The 22,946-nt window shown below is 71.7% G+C and carries 22 protein-coding genes; 16 read left to right on the top strand and 6 right to left on the bottom strand.

The annotated features are described in order from the left end of the window. Positions 1–7: 7 nt before the first annotated feature. Together ACGFZF_RS27000 and nudC are read left to right on the top strand one after the other, a co-directional pair. Positions 8–1,447 (top strand): dipeptidase, encoded by a 1,440-nt coding sequence (locus ACGFZF_RS27000; protein ID WP_393558193.1) that lies wholly within the window; start codon positions 8–10, stop codon positions 1,445–1,447. A gap of 41 nt (positions 1,448–1,488) precedes the next feature. Then, on the top strand, positions 1,489–2,436 hold the full coding sequence (gene nudC / locus ACGFZF_RS26995; RefSeq protein ID WP_393558191.1) for an NAD(+) diphosphatase: 948 nt from the start codon (positions 1,489–1,491) through the stop codon (positions 2,434–2,436). A gap of 104 nt (positions 2,437–2,540) precedes the next feature. Here the strand turns inward: nudC and ACGFZF_RS26990 are convergent, their stop codons facing one another. Then, on the bottom strand, positions 2,541–2,783 hold the full coding sequence (locus ACGFZF_RS26990; RefSeq protein ID WP_147981115.1) for a mycoredoxin: 243 nt from the start codon (positions 2,781–2,783) through the stop codon (positions 2,541–2,543). 145 nt (positions 2,784–2,928) lie between these two features. On the opposite strand from ACGFZF_RS26990, the gene ACGFZF_RS26985 reads away from it, so the two are divergent. The 5 genes from ACGFZF_RS26985 to ACGFZF_RS26965 all read left to right on the top strand — a co-directional run bounded on the left by ACGFZF_RS26985 (position 2,929) and on the right by ACGFZF_RS26965 (position 6,808). After that, entirely contained in the window at positions 2,929–5,103 is a 2,175-nt protein-coding gene (locus tag ACGFZF_RS26985; RefSeq protein ID WP_393558189.1) for an ATP-dependent DNA helicase UvrD2, read from the top strand. 170 nt (positions 5,104–5,273) lie between these two features. Further along, positions 5,274–5,648: a hypothetical protein gene (locus ACGFZF_RS26980; RefSeq protein ID WP_356778844.1), complete on the top strand. Its 375-nt coding sequence runs from the start codon at positions 5,274–5,276 to the stop codon at positions 5,646–5,648. A 173-nt stretch (positions 5,649–5,821) separates the two neighbouring features. Further along, positions 5,822–6,190 (top strand): WhiB family transcriptional regulator, encoded by a 369-nt coding sequence (locus tag ACGFZF_RS26975; protein WP_393558186.1) that lies wholly within the window; start codon positions 5,822–5,824, stop codon positions 6,188–6,190. After that, complete coding sequence (locus ACGFZF_RS26970) at positions 6,187–6,510, top strand: hypothetical protein (protein WP_393558184.1); 324 nt, start codon at positions 6,187–6,189, stop codon at positions 6,508–6,510. The genes ACGFZF_RS26975 and ACGFZF_RS26970 overlap by 4 nt, the downstream gene beginning before the upstream one ends. Before the next feature lie 115 nt (positions 6,511–6,625). Next, positions 6,626–6,808: a hypothetical protein gene (locus ACGFZF_RS26965; protein WP_147981120.1), complete on the top strand. Its 183-nt coding sequence runs from the start codon at positions 6,626–6,628 to the stop codon at positions 6,806–6,808. Positions 6,809–6,821: 13 nt separating this feature from the next. On the opposite strand, the gene ACGFZF_RS26960 is transcribed toward ACGFZF_RS26965, so the two are convergent. Next, positions 6,822–8,165, bottom strand: coding sequence for an ABC1 kinase family protein (locus tag ACGFZF_RS26960; RefSeq protein WP_393558181.1), 1,344 nt, complete (start codon positions 8,163–8,165; stop codon positions 6,822–6,824). 71 nt (positions 8,166–8,236) lie between these two features. Next, the gene (locus ACGFZF_RS26955; RefSeq protein WP_393558179.1) at positions 8,237–9,388 is read right to left on the bottom strand and encodes a TOMM precursor leader peptide-binding protein; all 1,152 of its coding nucleotides are present in this window, start codon (positions 9,386–9,388) and stop codon (positions 8,237–8,239) included. Between the two features lie 209 nt (positions 9,389–9,597). Here ACGFZF_RS26955 and ACGFZF_RS26950 point away from each other — a divergent pair, with 209 nt between their 5' ends. The 4 genes from ACGFZF_RS26950 to ACGFZF_RS26935 all read left to right on the top strand — a co-directional run bounded on the left by ACGFZF_RS26950 (position 9,598) and on the right by ACGFZF_RS26935 (position 13,389). After that, positions 9,598–10,173, top strand: coding sequence for a M48 family metallopeptidase (locus ACGFZF_RS26950; protein WP_393558177.1), 576 nt, complete (start codon positions 9,598–9,600; stop codon positions 10,171–10,173). A 126-nt stretch (positions 10,174–10,299) separates the two neighbouring features. Beyond that, positions 10,300–11,922 carry a TerD family protein gene (locus ACGFZF_RS26945; protein ID WP_393558175.1) on the top strand — a complete coding sequence of 541 codons (1,623 nt, stop codon included), beginning with the start codon at positions 10,300–10,302 and terminating at the stop codon, positions 11,920–11,922. Between the two features lie 13 nt (positions 11,923–11,935). Next, positions 11,936–12,616 (top strand): AIM24 family protein, encoded by a 681-nt coding sequence (locus ACGFZF_RS26940; RefSeq protein WP_393558173.1) that lies wholly within the window; start codon positions 11,936–11,938, stop codon positions 12,614–12,616. Between the two features lie 17 nt (positions 12,617–12,633). Then, complete coding sequence (locus ACGFZF_RS26935; RefSeq protein WP_393558171.1) at positions 12,634–13,389, top strand: AIM24 family protein; 756 nt, start codon at positions 12,634–12,636, stop codon at positions 13,387–13,389. 117 nt (positions 13,390–13,506) lie between these two features. Here the strand turns inward: ACGFZF_RS26935 and ACGFZF_RS26930 are convergent, their stop codons facing one another. Both ACGFZF_RS26930 and ACGFZF_RS26925 read right to left on the bottom strand, forming a co-directional pair. After that, positions 13,507–14,040: an NUDIX hydrolase gene (locus ACGFZF_RS26930; protein WP_393558169.1), complete on the bottom strand. Its 534-nt coding sequence runs from the start codon at positions 14,038–14,040 to the stop codon at positions 13,507–13,509. Beyond that, complete coding sequence (locus tag ACGFZF_RS26925) at positions 14,037–15,506, bottom strand: zinc-dependent metalloprotease (RefSeq protein WP_393558167.1); 1,470 nt, start codon at positions 15,504–15,506, stop codon at positions 14,037–14,039. Before ACGFZF_RS26925 ends, ACGFZF_RS26930 begins: the two co-directional genes overlap by 4 nt. A gap of 321 nt (positions 15,507–15,827) precedes the next feature. On the opposite strand from ACGFZF_RS26925, the gene ACGFZF_RS26920 reads away from it, so the two are divergent. The 4 genes from ACGFZF_RS26920 to ACGFZF_RS26905 all read left to right on the top strand — a co-directional run bounded on the left by ACGFZF_RS26920 (position 15,828) and on the right by ACGFZF_RS26905 (position 19,189). Continuing rightward, positions 15,828–16,937: an SDR family oxidoreductase gene (locus ACGFZF_RS26920; protein ID WP_393558164.1), complete on the top strand. Its 1,110-nt coding sequence runs from the start codon at positions 15,828–15,830 to the stop codon at positions 16,935–16,937. A gap of 79 nt (positions 16,938–17,016) precedes the next feature. Next, positions 17,017–17,478, top strand: coding sequence for a molybdenum cofactor biosynthesis protein MoaE (locus ACGFZF_RS26915; protein ID WP_393558162.1), 462 nt, complete (start codon positions 17,017–17,019; stop codon positions 17,476–17,478). 317 nt (positions 17,479–17,795) lie between these two features. Continuing rightward, positions 17,796–18,026: a hypothetical protein gene (locus ACGFZF_RS26910; RefSeq protein WP_147981130.1), complete on the top strand. Its 231-nt coding sequence runs from the start codon at positions 17,796–17,798 to the stop codon at positions 18,024–18,026. 74 nt (positions 18,027–18,100) lie between these two features. Next, on the top strand, positions 18,101–19,189 hold the full coding sequence (locus ACGFZF_RS26905; protein ID WP_393558160.1) for a PDZ domain-containing protein: 1,089 nt from the start codon (positions 18,101–18,103) through the stop codon (positions 19,187–19,189). A 68-nt stretch (positions 19,190–19,257) separates the two neighbouring features. Here ACGFZF_RS26905 and ACGFZF_RS26900 read toward each other — a convergent pair whose 3' ends face one another. Beyond that, positions 19,258–19,812 carry a PPA1309 family protein gene (locus ACGFZF_RS26900; RefSeq protein WP_393558158.1) on the bottom strand — a complete coding sequence of 185 codons (555 nt, stop codon included), beginning with the start codon at positions 19,810–19,812 and terminating at the stop codon, positions 19,258–19,260. A 135-nt stretch (positions 19,813–19,947) separates the two neighbouring features. Here ACGFZF_RS26900 and ACGFZF_RS26895 point away from each other — a divergent pair, with 135 nt between their 5' ends. Continuing rightward, positions 19,948–22,911, top strand: coding sequence for a UPF0182 family protein (locus tag ACGFZF_RS26895; protein ID WP_393558156.1), 2,964 nt, complete (start codon positions 19,948–19,950; stop codon positions 22,909–22,911). Positions 22,912–22,946: the final 35 nt, after the last annotated feature.

Below are 22,946 nucleotides of genomic sequence, written 5' to 3'. Positions count from 1 at the left end.
CAGGAGCATGAGCGACACCCCGGACAGCGCCGTCCAGACCGCACGCGTGCAGGCGGTCCGCACGTACATCGAGCAGCACCGCGCCGCCTTCCTCGACGACCTCGCCGAGTGGCTGCGCATCCCGTCCGTGTCGGCGCAGCCCGACCGCGCCGGGGACGTGCGGCGCAGCGCCGAGTGGCTGGCCGCCACGCTCACCGAGACCGGCTTCGAGACGGTCGAGGTCTGGGAGACCGACGGCCTGCCCGCCGTCTTCGCCGAATGGCCCTCCGGGGACGCCGACGCCCCGACCGTGCTGGTCTACGGCCACCACGACGTCCAGCCCGCCGCCCGCGAGGACGGCTGGCACACCGACCCGTTCGAGCCGCACGTGACCGACGGCCGGATGTACGCGCGGGGCGCCGCCGACGACAAGGGCCAGGTCTTCTTCCACACCCTCGGCGTCCGCGCCCACCTCGCCGCGACCGGCCGCACGGCCCCCGCCGTCAACCTCAAGCTGATCGTCGAGGGTGAGGAGGAGTCCGGCTCCCCGCACTTCCGGGCCCTCGTCGAGGCCCACGCCGACCGGCTCGCCGCCGACGCCGTGATCGTCTCCGACACCGGCATGTGGTCCGAGGACACCCCGACCGTGTGCACCGGCATGCGCGGCGTCGCGGACTGCGAGATCGAGCTGTACGGCCCCGACCAGGACATCCACTCGGGATCCTTCGGCGGAGCCGTGCCCAACCCGGCCACCGTCGCCGGCCGGATCGTCGCGGCCCTGCACGACGAGGACGAGCACATCGCCATCCCCGGCTTCTACGACGGCGTCACCGAGCTGTCCGAGGCCGAGCGGGCCCTCGTCGCCGAGCTGCCCTTCGACGAGGCCGCCTGGCTGCGCACCGCGAAGTCCCACGGCACCCTCGGCGAGGCGGGCTACTCCACCCTGGAGCGCGTCTGGGCGCGGCCCACGGCCGAGGTCAACGGCATCGGCGGCGGCTACCAGGGCCCCGGCGGCAAGACGATCGTCCCCGCCTCCGCCCAGCTCAAGCTGTCCTTCCGGCTGGTCGCCGGACAGGATCCGGAGAAGATCGAGCTCGCGGTCCGCGACTGGCTCACCGCCCTGGTCCCCACGGGCATCCGGTACGAGATCGTCTTCGGAGCCCCGACCCGGCCCTGCCTGACCCCGCTCGACCACCCGGCCCTCCGGTCGGTCGCCCGGGCCATGAGCACCGCCTTCGACGGCGCCACGGTCCGGTACACCCGCGAGGGCGGGTCGGGCCCCGCCGCGGACCTCCAGGACGTCCTGGACGCCCCCGTCCTGTTCCTCGGCATCTCGGTGCCGTCCGACGGCTGGCACGCCCCGAACGAGAAGGTCGAACTCGACCTGCTCATGAAGGGCGTCGAGACCACCGCTCATCTGTGGGGCGACCTGCCCGCCGCCCTGCCGGCGGCCGTTCCGCAGCGCTGAACGCCGCACCCATCACCGAACCGGGGGAGTTGGAAGCACCTGTGAGCACCAAGAACGACGAGACCGCGGACCGGCCGATCGGGCTCACCGCCCCGAGCGGCATCGACCGCGCGGCGCACCACCGCCTCGACGAGGCATGGCTGGCGGCGGCTTGGAGCCACCCCACCACGCGCGTCTTCGTGGTCTCCGGCGGACAGGTGCTGATCGACGACACCCCCGACGGCCGGACCGAACTCGTCATGACGCCGGCCTTCGAGGCCCCGGTCACCGAGACCCACCGCTATTTCCTGGGCACCGACGTCGAGGGAGTCTCCTACTTCGCCCTGCAGAAGGACGCGCTGCCCGGCCGCATGGACCAGTCCGCCCGGCCGGCCGGGCTGCGCGAGGCCGGCCTGCTCCTGTCGCCCCGCGACGCCGGACTCATGGTGCACGCCGTCGCGCTGGAGAACTGGCAGCGGCTCCACCGCTTCTGCTCCCGCTGCGGCGAGCGCACCGTCATCGCCGCCGCCGGCCACATCCGCCGCTGCCAGGCCTGCGGTGCCGAGCACTACCCGCGCACCGACCCCGCCGTGATCATGCTGGTCACCGACGAGCAGGACCGCGCCCTCCTCGGCCGCCAGGTGCACTGGCCCGAGGGCCGCTTCTCCACGCTCGCGGGCTTCGTCGAGCCCGGCGAGTCGATCGAGCAGTCGGTGGCACGCGAGGTCTTCGAGGAGGCGGGCGTCACGGTCGGCGAGGTCGAGTACGTGGCCAGCCAGCCCTGGCCCTTCCCGTCCAGCCTGATGCTCGGCTTCATGGCCCGCGCCACCTCCTCGGAGATCAACGTGGACGGCGAGGAGATCCACGAGGCCCGCTGGTTCTCCCGCGAGGAGCTGGCCGCCGCCTTCGAGTCGGGCGAGGTGCTGCCGCCGTACGGCATCTCGATCGCCTCCCGGCTGATCGAGCTCTGGTACGGCAGGCCGCTGCCGAAGCCGGGCGACGTGGTCTGACGACCCCGCCCGGCGGCCGAAAAGAGCCCCTGTCCGGACCCTCGGACAGGGGCTCTTCCCGTACGCGCCGCTGAGGGGCGCCCCAGCTGCCGGGAGGCGTGGACTCAGACGCCGACCTTCTGCTTGACCTGGGCGAGCGAGGGGTTCGTCAGCGTCGTGCCGTCGGCGAAGAGCACGGTCGGCACGGTCTGGTTGCCCCCGTTGGCCTTCTCGACGAACGCGGCGGAGTCGGGGTCCTGCTCGATGTTGATCTCCGTGTACGCGATGCCCTCGCGGTCCATCTGGCTCTTCAGCCGACGGCAGTAGCCGCACCACGTGGTGCTGTACATCGTCACAGTGCCCTGCATGGCCTGGCGCTCCTCTGTTCGCTGGTGGGTGCCGAAGGAGTGAACGTACGCCCCGGCCCCGCCATTCCCGCATTCGTACGACCGGAGACCGGGGCCTGTGGACAAGCCGCCGCATCCACCCCCCTGAACCTGGCAGCATGGCGGGGTGACAGCAGCAACGCACTCCTCTCTCTTCCCGCAGGTCCCCGACTCGGCCGACGCGGTGCTCGACGGGCTCGACCCCGAGCAGCGTGAGGTGGCGCTCGCCCTGCACGGCCCGGTGTGCGTGCTGGCGGGAGCCGGCACGGGCAAGACGCGGGCCATCACCCACCGCATCGCCTACGGAGTGCGGGCCGGGATCCTCCAGCCCGCCAGCGTGCTGGCCGTCACCTTCACCAACCGCGCCGCCGGCGAGATGCGAGGGCGGCTGCGGGAGCTCGGCGCGGGCGGCGTCCAGGCCCGGACCTTCCACTCCGCGGCCCTGCGCCAGCTCCAGTACTTCTGGCCGAAAGCCGTCGGTGGCGATCTTCCCCGGCTCCTGGAGCGCAAGATCCAGCTCGTGGCCGAGGCCGCCGCGCGCTGCCGCATCCGGCTCGACCGCAACGAGCTGCGGGACGTCACCAGCGAGATCGAGTGGGCCAAGGTCACCCAGACCGTTCCCGCCGACTACCCCGCGAGCGTCGCCAAGTCCGTCCGCGACGCCCCCCGCGACCCCGCGGAGATCAGCCAGATCTACGCGATGTACGAACAGCTCAAGCGGGACCGCTCGGTGATCGACTTCGAGGATGTGCTGCTTCTCACGGTCGGCATCCTGCAGGACCGCCACGACATCGCCGACCAGATCCGCCGGCAGTACCAGCACTTCGTCGTGGACGAGTACCAGGACGTCTCCCCGCTCCAGCAGCGGATGCTCGACCTCTGGCTCGGCGACCGGGACAACCTCTGCGTCGTCGGCGACGCCAGCCAGACCATCTACTCCTTCACCGGCGCCACCCCGGACCACCTGCTGAACTTCCGCACCCGGCACCCGAACGCCACGGTCGTGAAGCTGGTGCGGGACTACCGCTCCACGCCCCAGGTCGTCCACCTCGCGAACGGGCTGCTCAGCCAGGCCCGCGGCCGGGCCGCCGAGCACCGGCTGGAGCTGATCTCCCAGCGCGACCCCGGCCCCGACCCGGCCTACACCGAGTACGCCGACGAGCCCGCCGAGGCCGAGGGCACGGCCCGCCGCATCCGCGACCTGATCGCCGCCGGCGTCCCGGCCGGCGAGATCGCCGTGCTCTACCGCGTGAACGCCCAGTCCGAGGTCTACGAGCAGGCCCTCTCGGACGCCGGGGTGCCCTACCAGCTCCGCGGCGCCGAGCGCTTCTTCGAGCGCCAGGAGGTCCGCGAGGCCGGGGTCGCCCTGCGCGGCGCGGCCCGCGCCGGCGGCAACGACCCGCTGCTCGACGACGCCGAGGACCTGCCCGCGCAGGTCCGCGCCGTGCTCTCCACGAAGGGCTGGACCACCGAGCCGCCCGCGGGCTCCGGCGCCGTCCGCGACCGCTGGGAGTCGCTCGCCGCGCTGGTCCGCCTTGCGCAGGACTTCGCCCGCGCCAAGCCGGGGGCCACCCTCTCCGACCTCGTCGCCGAGCTGGACGAGCGGGCCGCGGCCCAGCACGCGCCCACCGTCCAGGGCGTGACGCTGGCCTCCCTGCACGCCGCCAAGGGTCTGGAGTGGGACGCCGTCTTCCTGGTCGGCCTCACCGAGGGCATGATGCCGATCACCTACGCCAAGACCGACGAGCAGGTCGAGGAGGAGCGCCGGCTGCTCTACGTCGGGGTGACCCGGGCCCGGCTCCACCTCTCGCTGTCGTGGGCGCTCTCCCGCTCCCCGGGCGGCCGTGCCTCCCGGCGGCCGACCCGCTTCCTCAAGGGGCTGCGACCGGGCTCCGGGTCCCTGGGCGCCGCGGGGGCCGGGGGAGGCGGCTCCGTCGAGCGGGGCGGCGGCGGCCGGCGCAAGCGCCGTGGTCCCGTGCTCTGCCGGGTCTGCGGCTCCACGCTCACCGAGGCCGGCGAGATGAAGCTGATGCGCTGCGAGGACTGCCCCTCGGACATGGACGAGGCGCTGTACGAGCGGCTGCGCGAGTGGCGCTCGGACCAGGCGAAGGAGCTGGGGCAGCCGGCCTACTGCGTCTTCACCGACAAGACGCTGATGGCGATCGCCGAGTGCGTGCCGTCGACCGACGGCGAGCTCGCCGGGATCTCCGGCGTCGGCGCGCGCAAGCTGGACCGGTTCGGGGCCGATGTCCTGGCCATCTGCGCAGGCGAGGAGCCTGGAGGAGACGACGAGAGCGCCTGAGGAAAACTCGTCGGAAAAATAGTTTGCGCCCGCCCCGTCAAGCCCCATAGGTTCTTAACCACGGACACGGCGGCTTCTTCGAAGCCCTGTCTTCGTGCTGTACTTATCCGAATACATGAGGGCCCGGTTCACAGCCGAGCCCTCCGAGACGCCGAGAGGAGGCGATTCCAGTGATCAGCTACACCGACAGCAACAGCAGCATCCGCTTCGTCGGCATCAACAAAATGACCGATCGCTCGGTCGTCTCCGCCTGCTCGCTCGGCGTCTCCGCCTCGGCGTTCATCGGCAGCGGTCTTGTCGGCACCGGTATGTCCGGTACCGCCATGCCCGGCTACGCGTCCCTGCGTCCGGCGGCCGTTCTGACGGGTCTTCCCGTCATGGAGCGCGACGAGCGACCGACCAAGGCACTGGAAGCAGGAGTAGCAGCGGGCAAGGCCTCGGCCCATGCCTTTGCGGCGACCGGTGCCGGAACCGAGCAGCAGACGACGAAGCACTACACGATGTGGGCCATCCGTGGGCTCGAACCCTGGAGTGATCCAGTCTGATCTTCGATCAGGCCGGCGCCTTCAGGGCCGCGGAACCCCACCCGGGATCCGCGGCCCTTCTGTTTGTCCTCGAACGGGGATGACGGACCGAAGGGGCCTCGGGACAAGCAACACCCGGTACCAGCCGAAACCCCGGCCAACAGGCCGGAACAACCAGACGAGGAACGACCACCGTGCAACTCGAAGCGCACGCCCCGTCCGTACCGCCTTCCGAAACGATCTCCCCGCCCGGCCTCACGGAGGACTCCACCTTGACCCCCCTCACGACGCTCACCGCGCTCGACGACGCCATCGAGAACCTCGGCGTACCCGTCCCCTGCCGTTCGTACGACCCGGAGGTCTTCTTCGCCGAGTCCCCGGCGGACGTCGAGTACGCCAAGTCCCTCTGTCGTACCTGCCCGCTGATGGCCGCGTGCCTCGCCGGTGCCCAGGAGCGGCGTGAGCCGTGGGGTGTCTGGGGCGGGGAGCTGTTCGTCCAGGGTGTCGTCGTCGCCCGCAAGCGGCCGCGTGGCCGCCCGCGCAAGAACCCGGTCGCGGCATGAACGTCACCGGAACCATCGACCGACCCCTCACGCACGATCCCCAGAAGCTGGCCCCGATGACCTCCTCCACCAGCGAGCCCTCCGGCTCCGCGACCCCAGACATGTACATCACCGGCGCGAACGCCTCGCGTCAGAACAGGACCCGTGAAATGCAACTCATCCCAGAAGCCCTGGCTCGTGCTCATATGCACGACCGCATGCGGGAAGCCGACGCGGAACGCCAGGCCGCGCGCCTGGTCGCCGCCCGGCGGATGCAGCGGCGTGCCGAGCGCGTGTCCCTGCGCGCCCGCCGCGCGCTGGCCATGGCCGTCATGCACTGAGTGCCCCAGGGCACAGGTTCCACTCGATGAACCCTCGCGGGGGCCGGTCCGAACGGACCGGCCCCCGCGGTGCGTTGTCCTGCGGCCGGACCCGGGCCGGGCTATCGTCACAGGGGTGAACGACGCCCGCCCCGAACAGCAGCCCATCGTCTGCGCCCGCTGCGGCAAGACCGCCGAGGAACTCCCGGTGACCTGGACCTGCTCCGTGGAGAACGGCAGCCGCCACTACATCTGCGACACGTGCGCCCGCGAGAACATCCGCTCCATCGAGGGCCGCCTCGACTCCGACTGGTGGTGACCGGCCGGCCGGCTCACTCCGCCGCGACGAAGCCGGGCAGCCACTCCTCCAGTTCGTCGCGCAGTCGCACCGTCGCGTTCAGCTGACAGAGCACCCCGATCGTGCTGAGCGTCACACGATGGATCAGCAGGTACGAGGGCGGCAGGTTGAGCTGCTTGCCCAGCTGGTGCGCCGGGGAGCGCGGGTCCGCGATACGCGCGGCCTGGGTCCGGATCCAGCCGCGGGTGAAGCCGAACTCGTCCGCCTCGGCCGGTTCGATGATCGGCAGGAGGTACTCCAGCACCGCGTCGGGATCGAGGTCGATCGACTTCTTGACGAACCCCTCCTCGCACAGCAGCCCGTAGACCCCCTCGGCGTCGCCCTCCAGCGTCATCCGCAGACAGGTGCCGATGGTCTCGGGCAGCCCGCCCGGCAGCCGGTCCACCGTGCCGAAGTCCAGCACTCCGAGCCGCCAGTCCTCCGGGTCCGGCGACTCGCCCGTGCCGGGCAGCAGCCGGAAGTTGCCGGGGTGCGGATCCGCGTGCAGCAGCCCCGTGCGCGCCGGCCCGGAGAAGAGGAACCGCGCGAGGAGCTGACCGGCCCTGTCCCGCTGCTCCTCGGTACCGTCCGCGATCACCTCCGAGAGCGGGATCCCGTCGATCCACTCGGTGACCAGCACCTGGTCCGACTGGTGCACCACCCCGGGCACCACGACGTCGGGGTCGTCCGCGAACTCCTCCGCGTGCTCCCGCTGGGCCCGTGCCTCCAGCGCGTAGTCCAGCTCCTCGGAGACCCGGTCGCGCATCTCGGTGATCAGCGGCTTGATGTCCATACCGGGGATCAGCGGACCGAGCAGCCGCGCGAACCGGCTCAGCTGCGCCAGGTCGGACAGCAGCGCCTCGCCCGCCCCCGGGTACTGCACCTTCACCGCGACCTCGCGGCCGTCGTGCCACACCGCCCGGTGCACCTGCCCGATCGAGGCCGCCGCGGCGGGCTTGTCCTCGAACTCCAGGAAGAGCTCCCGCCACTCCGCGCCGAGCCGCTCCTCCAGGACGCCGTGCACCGTGCGGGTCGGCATCGGCGGCGCCGCCTCCTGGAGCTTGGTGAGCGCCGCCCGGTACGGGCCGGCCACCTCCTCCGGCAGCGCGGACTCGAAGACGGACAGCGCCTGCCCGAACTTCATCGCCCCGCCCTTCAACTCGCCCAGGACCTTGAACAGCTGCTCGGCCGTGCGCTGTTGCAGCTCGCGGGCGACGATCTCGGCGGACTTCCCTCCGATCCGCTTGCCCAGGCCCCAGGTGGCCCGGCCGGCGAAGCCCAGGGGCAACGCGGCCAACTTGGCGGTCCGAGTGACCGCCTTCCGGGGAAGATCAGACATGCGCCCCTCCAGTTCCCAGACTGCCGTGCCGCGCAGGGCTGTTGCCCCGCCCGCCGTGCCGCGCAGGGCCGTTACCCCGCCATTGTGTCCTGCGGGGTGGTGACCCCCGAGGCATGCTCCCCCTCTTCGTGACGTACCGCACCGCACGGACACGCCGGGTGCGGCCTCAATCGCTCCGTCCGCCACTCCAGCAGCGGGAGCGACGTCTCCCACCGCGCCCCCGTGCTCGCGGGCAGCCCCCCGTCCAGGAAGGCCAGCGCGTGGGCCGCCGCGAGCCCCGCGACCGTCGTGGCGAGGGCCAGGTCGCAGGCCGGCAGCGGAGGGGGCGGTCCCGAGCGCCACTGGGCCAGCATCCTGGGCCAGTACGGCTCCCGATCGGTCCGCTCCTCCTGCGCGCAGCCGGCGCAGGCCGTCGCGCCGGGCAGCACCAGCGGCCCGACGACGCCGGTGGCCTCCAGGACGCCCGCGTACAGATGCGGTGTGCCGGTCTCCAGCCATCCGTGGGCCGGCACCGGATCGGGCACGTACGCCCCGAGCCCGTCCCTCGGTGTCACCACGACGAGTGAGATCCCGGGCTCGCCCCCGCGCTCACCCGGACCTGCCCGCGCCGCGCGCGGCAGCCGCCCGCCGGGAGCGGCCCGGCCCACCAGCCGGTGCGCGGCCACCGCCCGGCGCTCACCGACCGCTTCGGCCGGCAGCCCGCCCGGTGACACCTCCCACGGCTCCACGACACCGGAGTCCAGCACGTCCACCCGGCCCACGCCCGACGCCGAGAGCAGCGCCGCCACCGCCGCGCCGACCCGTCCGGCGCCCCTGACCTGGACCCGCCGGGCGCGCCGGGCGGTCAGCCGCCGCGGCGCGCCGTCCGTTTCCGGATGGACCACGGAGAGGGAGGCCAGGTCGGCGCGCAGCGGGTCGAGCCGCGGGTCCGCGGGCCCCGGCGCGCCGGCTCTCCCGGGCCGCTGCGCCGAGGCGTCCGCGATCAGCCCGGCGGCGGCCAGCCGGCCGAGCAGTCCTTCCAGCCGGCCGTCGGGCAGCCCCAGCGCCCGGGCCTCCGCCCGCAGCAGCTCCATGCCGCGCGTGCCGTCGAGCAACGCGATCATGCCGCCGGTGGCCGTGTCGACCGGACCCACCACCACCGCGTGGGCCGGAGTGGCGCCGAACTGGACGAGCCGCAGATTCCGCCAGGCGCGCCGCAGCGCGGGTTTCACCATCGGATGCATTTCCGCCCCCGTAGATTCCCGATGTCGATCTTCTTCCGTCCCGGACCTTCTTCCCGAGCCGTCGTCAGATTGCCCGGACCGCGTCCACGTCGTCGAAAGTTGTCCACAGCACCGGTGTTCTCATCATTTGAATGCGGCACGGTGCGGGATCGCGGCACAACCGCCCGGAGGCGGGACTTCCCGTACCGGCTACGGGTAACGTCGGGGCCGTGCCCGCCGATCCACAGCGCAGCGTGACGAGAAAGCCGCCCCGCCCCGCGGCGACGAGTGCGGTCGAGGTCCGCAGGAGCGCGCGACGGAACAGAACCGTCTCCGCGTACCGCGAGGGCGACCGGACCATCGTGCTCATCCCGGCCCGGATGTCCGAGGCCGAGGAGCAACGCTGGGTGACGGTCATGCTGGACAAGCTCGCCGCCCAGGAGAGCCGCCGTGTCCTCGGCGACACCGAGCTGAACGCCCGCGCGCAGCGGCTGTCGGAGCAGTACCTGGCCGGCCGCGCCCGCCCGGCGTCGGTGCGCTGGGTGACGAACCAGAACACCCGCTGGGGCTCGTGCACCCCCTCGGAAGGCAGCATCCGGCTGTCCCACCGGCTCCAGGGGATGCCCGAGTACGTCGTCGACTACGTCCTCGTCCACGAGTTGGCGCACCTCCTCGTGCCGGGTCACGGGCCCCGGTTCTGGCGGCTCCTGGAGGCGTATCCGCGGACGGAAAGGGCGCGCGGCTATCTGGAGGGCGTGGTCGCGGCGGACCGTCCGCCCCACCTGCCGGCGGCCCGCGAGGCGTGACCCGCCGCCCGGCCCGTCGATCCCGCCAGTCCTGTACCGAATGTGTACCGGCTTGCCTCAATGTCGCATCCAGCCGTTAGCCTGGCGCGACGCATTCACATTCGGGATGGGGGACGGTCGTTACGCATGGCCAGGGAATTCCAACGCGGCCACAAGGCCAAGATCAGTGATCTGACACCGGGAACGGATCTGTACGTGGGTGTGCAGATCGCGGCCCCCGGGCTGACGTTCGACATCAGCTGCTTCGGCCTCGACGCGAACGAGCAGCTCTCGGACGACCGGTACTTCATCTTCTTCAACCAGCCGAAATCGCCGGAGGAGTCCATCCAGCTCCTCGGCGCGCAGTCCGGCGACACGGAGTCCTTCCGCGTCACGCTCGACCGCGTCCCGGCGAACATCCACAAGCTGTCCTTCACCGCCACCGTCGACGGCGCCGGCCAGATGTCGCAGATCGGCCCCGGCTACATCCGGATCGTCGCCGGCGGCGAGGAGGTCGTCCGGTACGCCTTCACCGGCTCGGAGTTCTCCACCGAGCGCGCGGTGATGCTCGGCGACTTCTACCTCAAGGATGTGTGGCGCTTCGCCGCCGTCGGCCAGGGCTTCGACGGCGGCCTCGACGCGCTGCTGAAGAACTTCGGCGGAGAGGTCGCGGAGGAGCAGCCCGAGGCCCAGGCCCCGCAGGCCCAGGGCACCCCCGGCTTCGCACCGCCCCCGCAGGCCACCGCGCCGCCGGCCTTCGGCGCGCCCGCCGCGCCGCCGGCGCCTCAGCCCGCCCCGTCGTTCGGTGCCCCGCCCGCACCGGCCCAGCCGATGCACACGGCGCCCACGATGGCGGCGCCCCTGGCCCCGCCGGCCGCGCCCTACGGCCAGCCGCCGCAGGCGCCCCAGCCGCCCCAGCAGCCGCAGTACGGCCAGGTCCCGGGCCAGGCGCAGCCGCCGGCCGCGCCCGCGCCCTACGGTCAGCCGGCCCCGGCCCCGTACGGTCAGCCCGCGCCCTACGGCCAGCCGACGTACGGTCAGCAGCCGCCCGGCATGCCCGGCCAGCCGGGTGTCCCGCAGGGAGTGCCCCAGGGCGTCCCGGCCGCCGGCGCCGGACTCGCCGCCGCGCTCCAGCCGTACAAGGAGACCGCGACCGGCGCGCGCTGGGCACCGCAGAACCAGCAGCTCATGCGGGTCGACCTGAGCATGGGCGGCGTCCCCGTCCTCGCCCGCCAGGGCAGCATGGTGATGTACCAGGGCAAGGTCGACTTCAGCCACAAGGGTGCCGGTTTCGCCGGCCGGATCGTCGGCAACGCCACCGGCCAGGAGATGCAGCTCATGCGCTGCACCGGCCGCGGGCAGGTCTTCCTCGCCGAGGAGGGCGCCCACCTGCACCCGATCGAGCTGCAGGGCGACGGCATCTGCGTCTCCGCCGAGAACGTCCTCGCCTTCGACGAGTCGCTGCAGTACGAGGTCCGGCGGATCGAGGGTCACGGCATCCCCGGCGGCGCCCTGTTCACCATGCAGTTCCAGGGCACCGGCACCGTCGTCGTCAAGACGCACGGCGTTCCGGTGGTCCTGCCCGTCACCCCGACGACCTTCGCCGACTGCAACGCCGTCGTCGCCTGGTCGTCCGCGTCCCAGGTGATCCTCTCCAGCCAGGTCCGGCTGCGCCGCAACGCGTACCCCGGACACAGCGGCGAGACGGTGAACCTCCAGTTCCGGGGAGCCCCCGGCAACTTCATCGTCGTCCAGCCGTACGAGGTCTGAGGGAGCCCGAACCATGAACCAGCAACTCGCGGGCTACGCCCCGACTCCGATGGCCGCCCGGATGGAGAACCACGGGCGCTCCATGCTCAAGGTCGCCATGGCCTCCGGCCAGGACCTGTACGCGCGCACCGGCTCGATGGTCGCCTACGAGGGCTTCATCACCTACGAGCCCAACCCGCCCGCCGTCCGCCAGGTCGCGCAGGCCTGGGCCACCGGTGAGGGCGCGCCCGTCATGAAGTGCTCCGGCGACGGCCTGCTCTACCTCGCCGACTACGGCGCGGACGTCGTCGTGATCAACCTCAACAACGACTCGCTGTCGGTGAACGGCACCAACCTCCTCGCCTTCGACGCGCACCTCCAGTGGGGCGTGGAGCGGGTCAAGGGCCTCGCCAAGTTCGCCGGCCAGGGCCTGTTCAACGTCGAGATCGCCGGCACCGGCTGGGTCGCCCTGACCTCGCGCGGCACCCCGATCGTCGTCGACTGCGGTCGCGGCGAGGACGAGACCTACGTCGACCCGGACGCGCTCGTCGCCTGGTCCCCGGCGCTCAAGGTCAAGGGCAAGCGCAGCTTCAAGGCCTCCTCCCTCATCGGACGGGGCAGCGGCGAGGCCTACCAGATGGCCTTCTCCGGCCAGGGCATCGTCGTCGTACAGCCGAGCGAGGACAGCACCGACCGCCTGCGGGTCCGGGGCTGAGGGGGAGCGAGAACACCATGCAGAGCCCGCTTTTCAACTACGCCGAGCAGCAGAGCCAGGACCGGTACGTCGTCCAGAACCCGCAGCTGCTGCGGGTGGCGCTCAACGGCCAGGACGACGTCCTCGCCCGCAAGGGCGCGATGGTCGCCTACCAGGGCCTCGTCGACTTCGACGGCGAGTACCAGAACGCGAGCCAGCGCCGGGCCCGCGCCCGCACCGGTGAGGGCCTGGACCTCATGCGCTGCTCCGGCCAGGGCACGGTCTACTTCGCCAACCTCGCCCAGTACATCCACGTCGTGGAGGTCGAGCAGGAGGGCATGACCGTGGACAGCGCCTACGTGCTGGCGCTGGACTCGACCCTGCACACCGAGGTCATCGCCGTGGACAGCCAGTACGGCGTCTCCGGCACCGGCAAGTACCAGCTCAACATCTCCGGCCGCGGCAAGGTCGCCCTGATGACCTCGGGGCAGCCGCTGATGATGCAGGTCACGCCGGAGAAGTACGTCAGCGCCGACGCGGACGCCATCGTCGCCTGGTCCACCGGGCTGCGGGTGCAGATGCAGGCCCAGACGCACAGCTCCAGCGTCCGCCGCCGCCGCGGCGACACCGGCGAGGGCTGGGAACTGAGCTTCCTCGGCCAGGGCTTCGCCCTCGTCCAGCCCAGCGAGGTCATGCCGCCGCAGAACGCCGCCATCGGACAGGGCCTCGCCGCCCAGTTCGGTGCCGGACAGCACGGCTCGCACGCGCAGAACCAGAACAACGCCTGGAACTGACGCACCGCCCGGGACCGGCCGCCGCGAAGGCGGCGGGCCGGACCGGCCGGGAGGACACGGACGAGGGGCGGTCGCCACGGCGACCGCCCCTCGTCCGTTCCGTTCGTCGTCCCCCGGTCAGCCGAGGCGCTCCCGGGTGCCCTCCACCAGCCGCACCACGGAGGCGTCGGCCACGTCGGCCACCTCGTCGTAGGCGTACCAGCGCAGGTCCAACGACTCGTCGCTGATCGCCTCCACCGCGCCGGCCGGAGCCAGCGCCGCGTACTGGACGTCCAGATGCCAGTGACAGGGCGCCGGAATCGGGTGCCGGTCCAGGCGCACCGGACCGCCCGGCAGCAGCGTCAGCCCCGCGATCCCGGACTCCTCGGTCGCCTCCCGCAGCGCCGCCGCGGCCAGCGTCGTGTCACCGGGCTCGCAGTGGCCGCCCATCTGCAGCCACAGGCCGAGCTTCCGGTGCAGCGTCAGCAGCACCCGGCCGCGCTCCGGATCGACGACCAGGGCGCTGGCCGTCAGATGCCCGGCCCCGCAGGCCTTCCACATGGCGTCCTCGTGCGCGGCGAGGTGGTCCAGGTACGTCCCGCGCAGCTCGTCCTGCGCTCCGTCCGGCGCGTACGACTTCAGTACGAGGACGGCGTCGTCGTGGAGGCTCACTTGTCGCTGTCGTCCTTGCCGGTCTCGTCGCCCTTGCCCTGGTCCTCGCCGGCGTCCTCGGCGCGGTTCTGCTTGCCGGCCGCCTCTCCGAGCATCTTGTCCAGTTCCGAGAAGTCGAGCTGCTCACGGTGCACGAAGCCGTCCGGGTCGTCCAGGTCGGACGCCGTCGGCAGCATGTCGGGGTGCTCCCACAGGTGGTCGCGGCCGTCGACACCCCGCGCGTCGGTGAGCGAGGCCCACAGCCGAGAGGCGTCCCGCAGCCGGCGCGGACGCAGCTCCAGACCGATCAGGGTGGCGAACGTCTGCTCGGCGGGTCCGCCGCTCGCCCGGCGCCGCCGCAGCGTCTCCCGCAGCGCGTCCGCCGAGGTCAGACGCGACTTGGCGGCCTCGTGGACCACCGCGTCGACCCAGCCCTCGACCAGCGCGAGCGCCGTCTCCAGCCGCGCCAGGGCGGCCTTCTGCTCCGGCGTGTCCTCCGGCTGGAACATGCCCTGCTGTAGGGCCTCCTGCAGCTGCTCCGGGTGCGTCGGGTCCAGCTGGCCGACGGCGTCCTCCAGCTTGGAGGTGTCGACCTTGATCCCGCGGGCGTAGCCCTCGACCGCACCGAACAGATGCGAGCGCAGCCACGGCACGTGGGCGAAGAGCCGCTGGTGGGCGGCCTCGCGCAGGGCCAGGTAGAGCCGCACCTCGTCCTTGGGGACGCCCAGGTCCTTGCCGAAGGCCTCGATGTTCAGCGGCAGCAGCGCGGCGCGCCCGGCCGGACCGAGCGGCAGACCGACGTCCGTCGAACCGACGACCTCGCCCGCGAGCGCGCCGACGGCCTGGCCGATCTGCTGACCGAACATCGCGCCGCCCATGGAGCGCATCATGCCGATCAGCGGGCCCGCCATGGCCTGCATCTCCTCGGGCAGGACGTCACCCATCGCCGCCCCGACCCGCTCCGCGACCGGGTCGACCAGTTGCTGCCACGCGGGCAGGGTCGCCTCGACCCACTCGGCGCGGCTCCACGCCACGGCCGTGTGCGCGCCCGAGGGAAGCGACGTCACGCCGTCCAGCCACAGGTCGGCCAGTCGCACGGCCTCCTCGACCGCCGTCTTCTCGGCCGGCCCCACGCTGGAGTCCTTCGTGCCGTCGGCCGTGCCCTGGGCGACGACCTGCCGGGCGATCTGCTTGGCCATGTCCCAGTTCACCGGGCCGCCCTCGTACGAGAGCATCTGGCCGAGCTGCTGGAAGGCGGCGCCCAGGTCGTTGGGGTTCAGCGAGCCGAACATCGCGGCGAACGGGTTGTCGCCACCGCCGGCTCCGCCGGGCAGACCGCCGAACCCGAACGGATTGGCACCGAACGGATTACCGCCGCCCTGGCCACCGGACCCCTGGCCACCTCCGGCGGGGTCCTTCTTCTTGCCCTCGTCGCCGTTCTCCGGCTCCTCCGGCGGAAGGCCGAATCCGAATGGGGTGTCACTCACAGGTTTCCTCGGCTCGTAGGGCCGCCGGCTTCCTGCCGACGGCGACTTGTCCCGGCTCTGCTCTCCTCCGGGGCGCCCTGTGCCGGACTCACAGGCCCGTACGTGCTCGCCCCCTCGTCGCTCGGGGCTGCGCGCTCGGCCCTGCTCACCCGGCGCGCCCCATCGGCTCGCCTCGGTGCCCGATACACACCACCAGCGTAGACATCCGGGCCGGATATGGGCTCGGTGCTCCGCCGGGCCGTGGCCTGCGGCAGGATGGACGCCACCTGGTACGTACGCGTCATTCGTGCACGTACTGAAGACAACCGCTGGAGACGCCCGGTGAGTTCCCCAGATCCTCAGGTTCGCGCAGCGCGAAACCCATCGACCCGGTCCGCCGGGCGCGGCCCGGTGGTCGCGGTCACCGGTGCCGCCTCCGGAGTCGGCGACCTGCTGACCAGGCGGCTTGCGGCCTCGGAGGAGATCAAGCAGGTCATCGCGATCGACGAGCGCCGCGGCGAGGTCTCCGAGGCGCAGTGGCACATCCTCGACGTCCGCGACCCCGCCATCGCCGAGAAGCTGCGGGGCGCCGACGTCGTCGTGCACCTCGCCGTCGATCTCGACCTGGAGGCGGACGCCGCCGCCCGAACGGCGTACAACGTGCGCGGCACCCAGACCGTCCTCACGGCCGCCGCCGCGGCCGGCGTGCACCGCGTGGTGCTCTGCACCTCCGCCATGGTCTACGGCGCCCTGCCCGACAACGACATCCCGCTGTCCGAGGACGCCGAGCTGCGGGCCACCGCCGAGGCCACCGGGGTCGGCGACATGCTGGAGATCGAGCGGCTCGGCCGCCGGGCGCCGCGCGCCCACCCCGGCCTCCACGTCACCGTGGTGCGCCCGGCCGTCCTCGTCGGCGGGACGGACACCGCGCTGACCCGCTACTTCGAGTCCCCCCGGCTGCTGGTGGTCGCCGGATCCCGTCCGACCTGGCAGTTCTGCCACGTCGAGGACCTGGTCGGTGCCCTGGAGTACGCGGCCCTCGGGAAGGTCGACGGGGAGTTCGCGGTCGGCTGCGACGGCTGGCTGGAGCAGGAGGAGGTCGAGGAGCTCTCCGGGATCCGGCGCATGGAGCTGCCCTCCGCCGTCGCCCTGGGCGCGGCGGCCCGCCTGCACCGCATCGGGCTGACCCCGTCGCCGGCGGGCGACCTCGCCTACACGATGCATCCGTGGGTGGTCAGCGTCGGCCGGCTGCACGACGCGGGCTGGCGCCCGCGGTGGACCAACGAGGAGGTGCTCGCCGCGCTCCTGGAGGAGGTGGAGGGCCGCCACACGGTCGCGGGCCGCCGCCTCGGGCGCAAGGACGCGACGGCGGCCGGAGCGGCCGGTGCGACGGTGGCGCTGCTGGGCACGGCGGCGCTGGTCCGCCAGATGCGGAAGCGGCGCGGCCTGTAGGTCTCTCCGAGGGAGACTCCGCGCAGCCGGTCGAATCCGCTATTCCGGGATGTCCGGGGAGTACGGCACCATGGGCACCATGGCACGCACCCACGACCACCCCGGCGAGCAGGCCGCAGCCGACCCGATCAAGCTGCTGGCGATCCGGGACACGCCGCTCTCCCTCGACGAGGTCTTCCGGGCGGTCGGCGACGACGCCTCCGGGGGCACCACCCTCTTCGTGGGCACCGTGCGCAACCACGACGGCGGCGCGGACGTGGACGCGCTGGGCTACTCCTGCCACCCCTCGGCGGAGGCCGAGCTGCGCCGGGTCGCCGAGAAGGTCGTCGCCGACTACCCGGTCCGCGCCCTGGCCGCCGTCCACCGGGTGGGCGATCTGAGGGTCGGCGACCTCGCTGTCGTCGTCGCGGTCTCCTGCCCGCACCGCGGCGAGGCCTTCGAGGCCTGCCGCAAGCTCATCGACGACCTCAAGCACGAGGTCCCCATCTGGAAGCACCAGACCTTCTCGGACGGCACCGAGGAGTGGGTGGGAGCCTGCTGAGCCTCCGCACAGGTGTGGGGGTCCCCCCGGACGGAGTCTGGGGGAGGGTGGGAGCCTGCTGAGCCTCCGCACAGGTGTGGGGGTCCCCCCGGACGGAGTCCGGGGGAGGGTCGGGGCCTGCTGAGCCTCCCGCACTCCGCGGGCGTCCTTCGCACGGCGTCGCCGCTCCTGTCCAGCGACGCGCCGACGTCCTGTAGTCGAACGGCCCGATTTGCGTAACCGGCACCCTGGCAGCAGCGTTGTTGCTGCAGATCGTTAATCTGCTGATCGACCGGACTCGGTCGGTTGCGGTCGCTCATTGGGGATGGGAGGTCGGGATGGCAGTGCTCGCCTGGTTGCTGATTCCGCTTTTCGCAGTCGTCGGCGCGGCGATATGGGGAAGCTGGGCATCGAGGAACAAGACCATCGGGGACGTCGCCGAACTCGCCGGCTACGCCCGTTTCCGGGACGCGATGGAGCGGTCCCATTCCGGTACCGCCGACGTCGAGATCGAGATGGCCCCCGCGGCCTCGCCCTCCTCCGTACGCAGTAGCCAAGTCTCCGGCTGACCACCTCCCGCCGGCCGCCTCGTACGGACCCGCCCCGCGGGTGCACTCACAGGCCCGTCCCGTACTGTCGTTCCATGCCACGCCGCACTGTGACGATGCTCGCCTCCACCCTGGTCCTGATCACTCTGCTCTGTGTGGGCGTTCTCCTCCCGGTGCCGTACGCGCTGATGAGCCCTGGACCCACCTTCAACACCCTCGGGGAAGCCCGGGGTGAGCCGGTGCTCCAGATCGACGGTCGCAAGACGTACCCCACCTCCGGGCACCTCAACATGACGACGGTCCGCGTCACCAGCGCCGACTACCGGATGAACGCCGTCGAGGCCGTCTACGGCTGGCTGGCCCACGACAGCGTGGTGGTGCCGCGGGAGACGATCTACCCGGACGGGAAGACCGAGGAGGAGTCGACCCAGGAGAACGCCGAGGAGTTCAGCCAGTCGCAGGAGGCCGCGAAGGTCGCCGCCCTCAGCGAGCTGGGCATCCCGGTCACCACCCGGGTGATCGTCGCCTCCGTGGTGAAGGACAGCCCCGCCCAGGGCGTCCTGCACGCGGGCGACGTGGTGAAGGCCGTCGACGGCGTCGCGGTGAAGGAGCCCGGCGACGTCGCCGAGCAGGTCACCAAGCGCAAGCCGGGCGACAAGGTCGCCTTCACGATCGTCCCGGCCAAGGAGGCTGCGGCGGCCGAGAAGGCCGGCAAGGAGCCCACCGCCACCCGGACGGTCGAGATCACCACGGTGAAGTCGCCGGAGGGCGACCGGGCCATCGTCGGGATCCAGGCCGGCACCGACCACGTCTTCCCGTTCGCCATCGACATCAAGCTCGACGACGTCGGCGGCCCGAGCGCCGGCCTGATGTTCGCGCTCGGCATCGTCGACAAGCTGACGCCCGAGAGCCTCACCGACGGCAAGTTCATCGCCGGTACGGGCACGATCGACGAGAAGGGCAAGGTGGGCCCGATCGGCGGTATCGAGATGAAGCTCGTCGGCGCCCGCAACGCCGGCGCCCGGTACTTCCTCACCCCGGCCGAGAACTGCGAGGCGGCGGCCGGCGACACCCCCGCCGGGCTCACGCTGATCAAGGTGGACACCATCGACGACGCGACGAAGTCGCTGGAGAAGCTCCGCAAGGGCGACACCGCCTCCCTGCCCGCCTGCGCGAAGGGCTGATCCCACCCGTCGCACGGGAAGGGGCGCCCCGGTCCACCGACCGGGGCGCCCCTTCCCGTGCGTACGGCTCAGGACTCGAAGGTCGCCGCCAGGGCCTCCGCGAGCCCCGGCACCAGGTCCGCGCCGGTCAGCACCTCGTTCGGCGAGTCCTTGGCGCGGAGCCGGATCGCCGCCTCGCGGGTGCCGTTCCGCAGCACCGCGACGGTCATCCGGACCTCCTGACGGTCGGGGTGCCGGGCCACCCACTTGACCAGACCGGCCTCGTCGAGGCCGTCGGGCACGGACGCCTCGGCGGACGGCGGCAGCATCAGGCGCTCCACGGTCAGCGCGCAGCCGGCCACCGCGTCGGGCCAGGCGATCCTGCCGAGGAACTCGTCGAGGGGCTTGCCGGCCGGCAGCTCCTCCTGCTCGATGGGGGTGAAGGCGGCGGCCTCGGCGTCGGCCAGGCCCAGCTGGGACGCCAGTCCCGGCTCCTGGGCGCGCAGCCTGGCGGTGTCGACGAGGGCGAAGAGGCGGGCCGGACGGTCCCAGCCGAGACCGGAGGCGTACTCGTCGATCTCGAGCACCGCGCGGGTGAGGGGGCTCGCGGCCATCGGGGGACCGGAGGGGGAAACGTTGGACATGACCAACATCCTGCCTCCTCATCCCCCGAAGGCGGGAACTAGGTAAAGCCTCAGTAAGTTGCATCAGTGGGCTCTACGATCGCGGGGCCTGCATTACGACGCATCAACCTCGAGGGGCGCACGTTGGCTTTCCAGATGCCGGACCGCGGAGGCGGCGGGGGCCCGACCGGGCCAAGGATGAGGGTCGGCCGGCCGTCCCGGCGCGCCCGCACGCTGCTCATGACCCTGGGCGTGCTGGCCGTTCTGGCGATGGCGTTCGTCATGTTCGCCGGGTTCTGGACCGACTGGCTCTGGTACCGCTCGGTGCAGTACTCGTCCGTGTTCACCACCACGCTGTGGACCAAGATCGGGCTGTTCCTGGTCTTCGGCCTGCTGATGGCGTTCGCCGTCGGCCTGAACATCTGGCTGGCACACCGGCTGCGGCCGCCGCTCAGCGCGATGTCGCTGGAGCAGCAGAGCCTCGACCGGTACCGGATGGGTCTGGCGCCCTACAAGAAGTGGGTGCTCCTGGCGATCACCGCCCTGGTGGGCCTGATCGCCGGTGCCTCGGCCTCCGGCCAGTGGCGCACCTGGCTGATGTGGGTCAACGGCGTGTCGTTCGGCCAGAAGGACCCCCAGTTCCAGCTGGACGTGTCGTTCTACGCCTTCGACCTGCCCTGGTACCGCTTCCTGCTGGCCTTCGGCTTCGCCGCGGCCGTGCTCTCGCTGATCGCCGCCGCGCTGACCCACTACCTGTACGGCGGACTCCGCGTCACCAGCCCCGGCGCCCGGGCCACCGCCGCCGCGACCGGTCACCTGTCGGTGCTGCTCGGTGTCTTCGTCTCCCTGAAGGCCGTGGCCTACTGGCTCGACCGGTACGGCCTGGCCGTGAAGTCCAGCGACTTCAAGGCCGCCGGCAACTGGACGGGCCTGCGCTACGTCGACGCCAACGCCTACCTCCCGGCGAAGACGATCCTCTTCTGCATCGCCGTGATCTGCGCCGTGCTGTTCTTCGCGACGCTGTGGCGCCGCACCTGGCAGCTGCCGGTGATCGGCTTCGGCCTCATGGTCCTGTCGGCGATCCTGATCGGCGGCCTGTACCCGGCGATCGTGCAGAAGTTCCAGGTCCAGCCGAACGAGCAGGCCAAGGAAGCGCCGTACATCCAGAAGAACATCGACGCGACCCGCAAGGCGTACGCGATCGACTCGACGAACCCGGAGAACTACTCGGGCAAGTCGACGGTCAAGAACAAGGAGCAGCTCCGAGCGAACTCCGACACGGCCGCCAGCTACCGCCTGATCGACCCGAACATCGTCTCGCCGACGTTCCAGCAGCTGGAGCAGAAGCGGAAGTACTACCAGTTCCCCACCACCCTCGACGTGGACCGCTACAAGGGCCAGGACACGGTCGTCGGCCTGCGTGAGCTCAACATCAAGGGCATCCCGAAGCGGAACTGGATCAACGACCACTTCACGTACACCCACGGCTACGGCGCGATCATGGCCCGGGGTACGCAGACGGACGCCAACGGCTCCCCGGTCTTCACCGAGGCCGGCCTGCCGACCACCGGGCAGCTCGGCCCGTACCAGCAGCGGGTCTACTACGGCGAGAAGACGGACCAGTACTCGATCGTCGGCGGCCCGCAGAAGGAGCTGGACTACGAGGAGAACGGCGAGAAGACCACCAGCTACCAGGGCAAGAGCGGGGTCAACCTCTCCAACACCTTCAACCGCGCCGCCTACGCGGTCGCGTTCAGCGAGCCGCAGATCCTCTACTCGGGAGCCATCGGCGACGGCTCGCGGATCCTGTACAACCGCACCCCCAAGGAGCGCGTCGAGGCGGTCGCCCCGTGGCTGACCATCGACGGCGACGCCTACCCGGCGGTCGTGGACGGCAAGATCCAGTGGATCGTCGACGCGTACACGACGACCAACGGCTACCCGTACGCCTCGCGCACCACGCTCGGCGACACCACGGCGGACTCCCTGACCGTGGGCAACCAGCAGCGCGCGGTGGTCGCCCAGCAGAACCAGGTCAACTACATCCGCAACTCGGTGAAGGCCACCGTCGACGCGTACGACGGCACGGTCACGCTGTACCAGTGGGACAAGGCGGACCCCGTCCTCAAGACCTGGATGAAGGCGTTCCCGGACACCGTGCAGCCGCGTGAGGCGATCAAGGACAGCCTCATGCAGCACCTGCGGTACCCGCAGGACATGTTCAAGGTCCAGCGTGAGCTGCTCACCCGGTACCACGTGCAGGACCCGGCGCAGTTCTACAGCGGTTCCGACGCCTGGCAGGTGCCGGACGACCCGACGAACAAGGACGGCAACGCGGTCCCGCCGTACTACCTGAGCATGAAGATGCCCGGTGACGCCCGCCAGCAGTTCTCGCTGACGACGACGTTCACCCCGAACGGGCGGCCCAACCTGGGCGCCTTCATGGCGGTCGAGGCCGACGCCACGAGCAAGGACTACGGACGCATAAGGCTGCTGCGGGTCACCTCGGAGGTCCCCGGACCCGAGCAGGTGCAGAACAAGCTCAACAGCCTCCCGTCCGTGGCCACGTTCGTCCGGGACATGAAGGGCGCCGACTCCGACATCCAGTACGGCAACCTGCTGACGGTCCCGCTCGACGGAGGCTTCCTCTACGTCGAGCCGGTGTACGCCCAGGGCCGCAACGCGCACTACCCGCTGCTGAAGAAGGTCGCGGTGTCGTACGTGGACGCGGACCAGCCGGACGGTGACACGACCAAGGACACCACGGTGTTCGAGGACAACCTCACCCTCGCGCTGAACGCCGTCTTCGGGGTGGAGGGCGTCACACCGCCCCAGCCCGAGCAGCCGGGCACGACGCCGCCGACCACCAACGACGCCGCGCTGAAGCAGGCCATCGCCGACGCCCAGAAGGCGTACGACGAGGGCGAGGCCGCGCTGAAGAAGGGTGACTGGACCGCGTACGGCAAGTCGCAGGAGGCCCTGCAGGACGCGCTCCAGCGGGCCGCGGACGCGGGCGCCAAGCTGAAGTCGGACCAGAAGCCGGCGGACCAGAAGCCCGCCGGGAACACGCCCAAGCCGGGGGCGACCCCGTCCACCAGCGCGAGCCCGCCGAGCGGCTGACAGGACCCACCCCCGCGTCGTGGTACGGTTGCAAC

It is taken from the genome of Streptomyces sp. NPDC048338, from assembly GCF_043201055.1.
Classification (GTDB): Bacteria; Actinomycetota; Actinomycetes; order Streptomycetales; family Streptomycetaceae; genus Streptomyces.
This window is presented reverse-complemented; position numbering and strand designations above follow the sequence as displayed.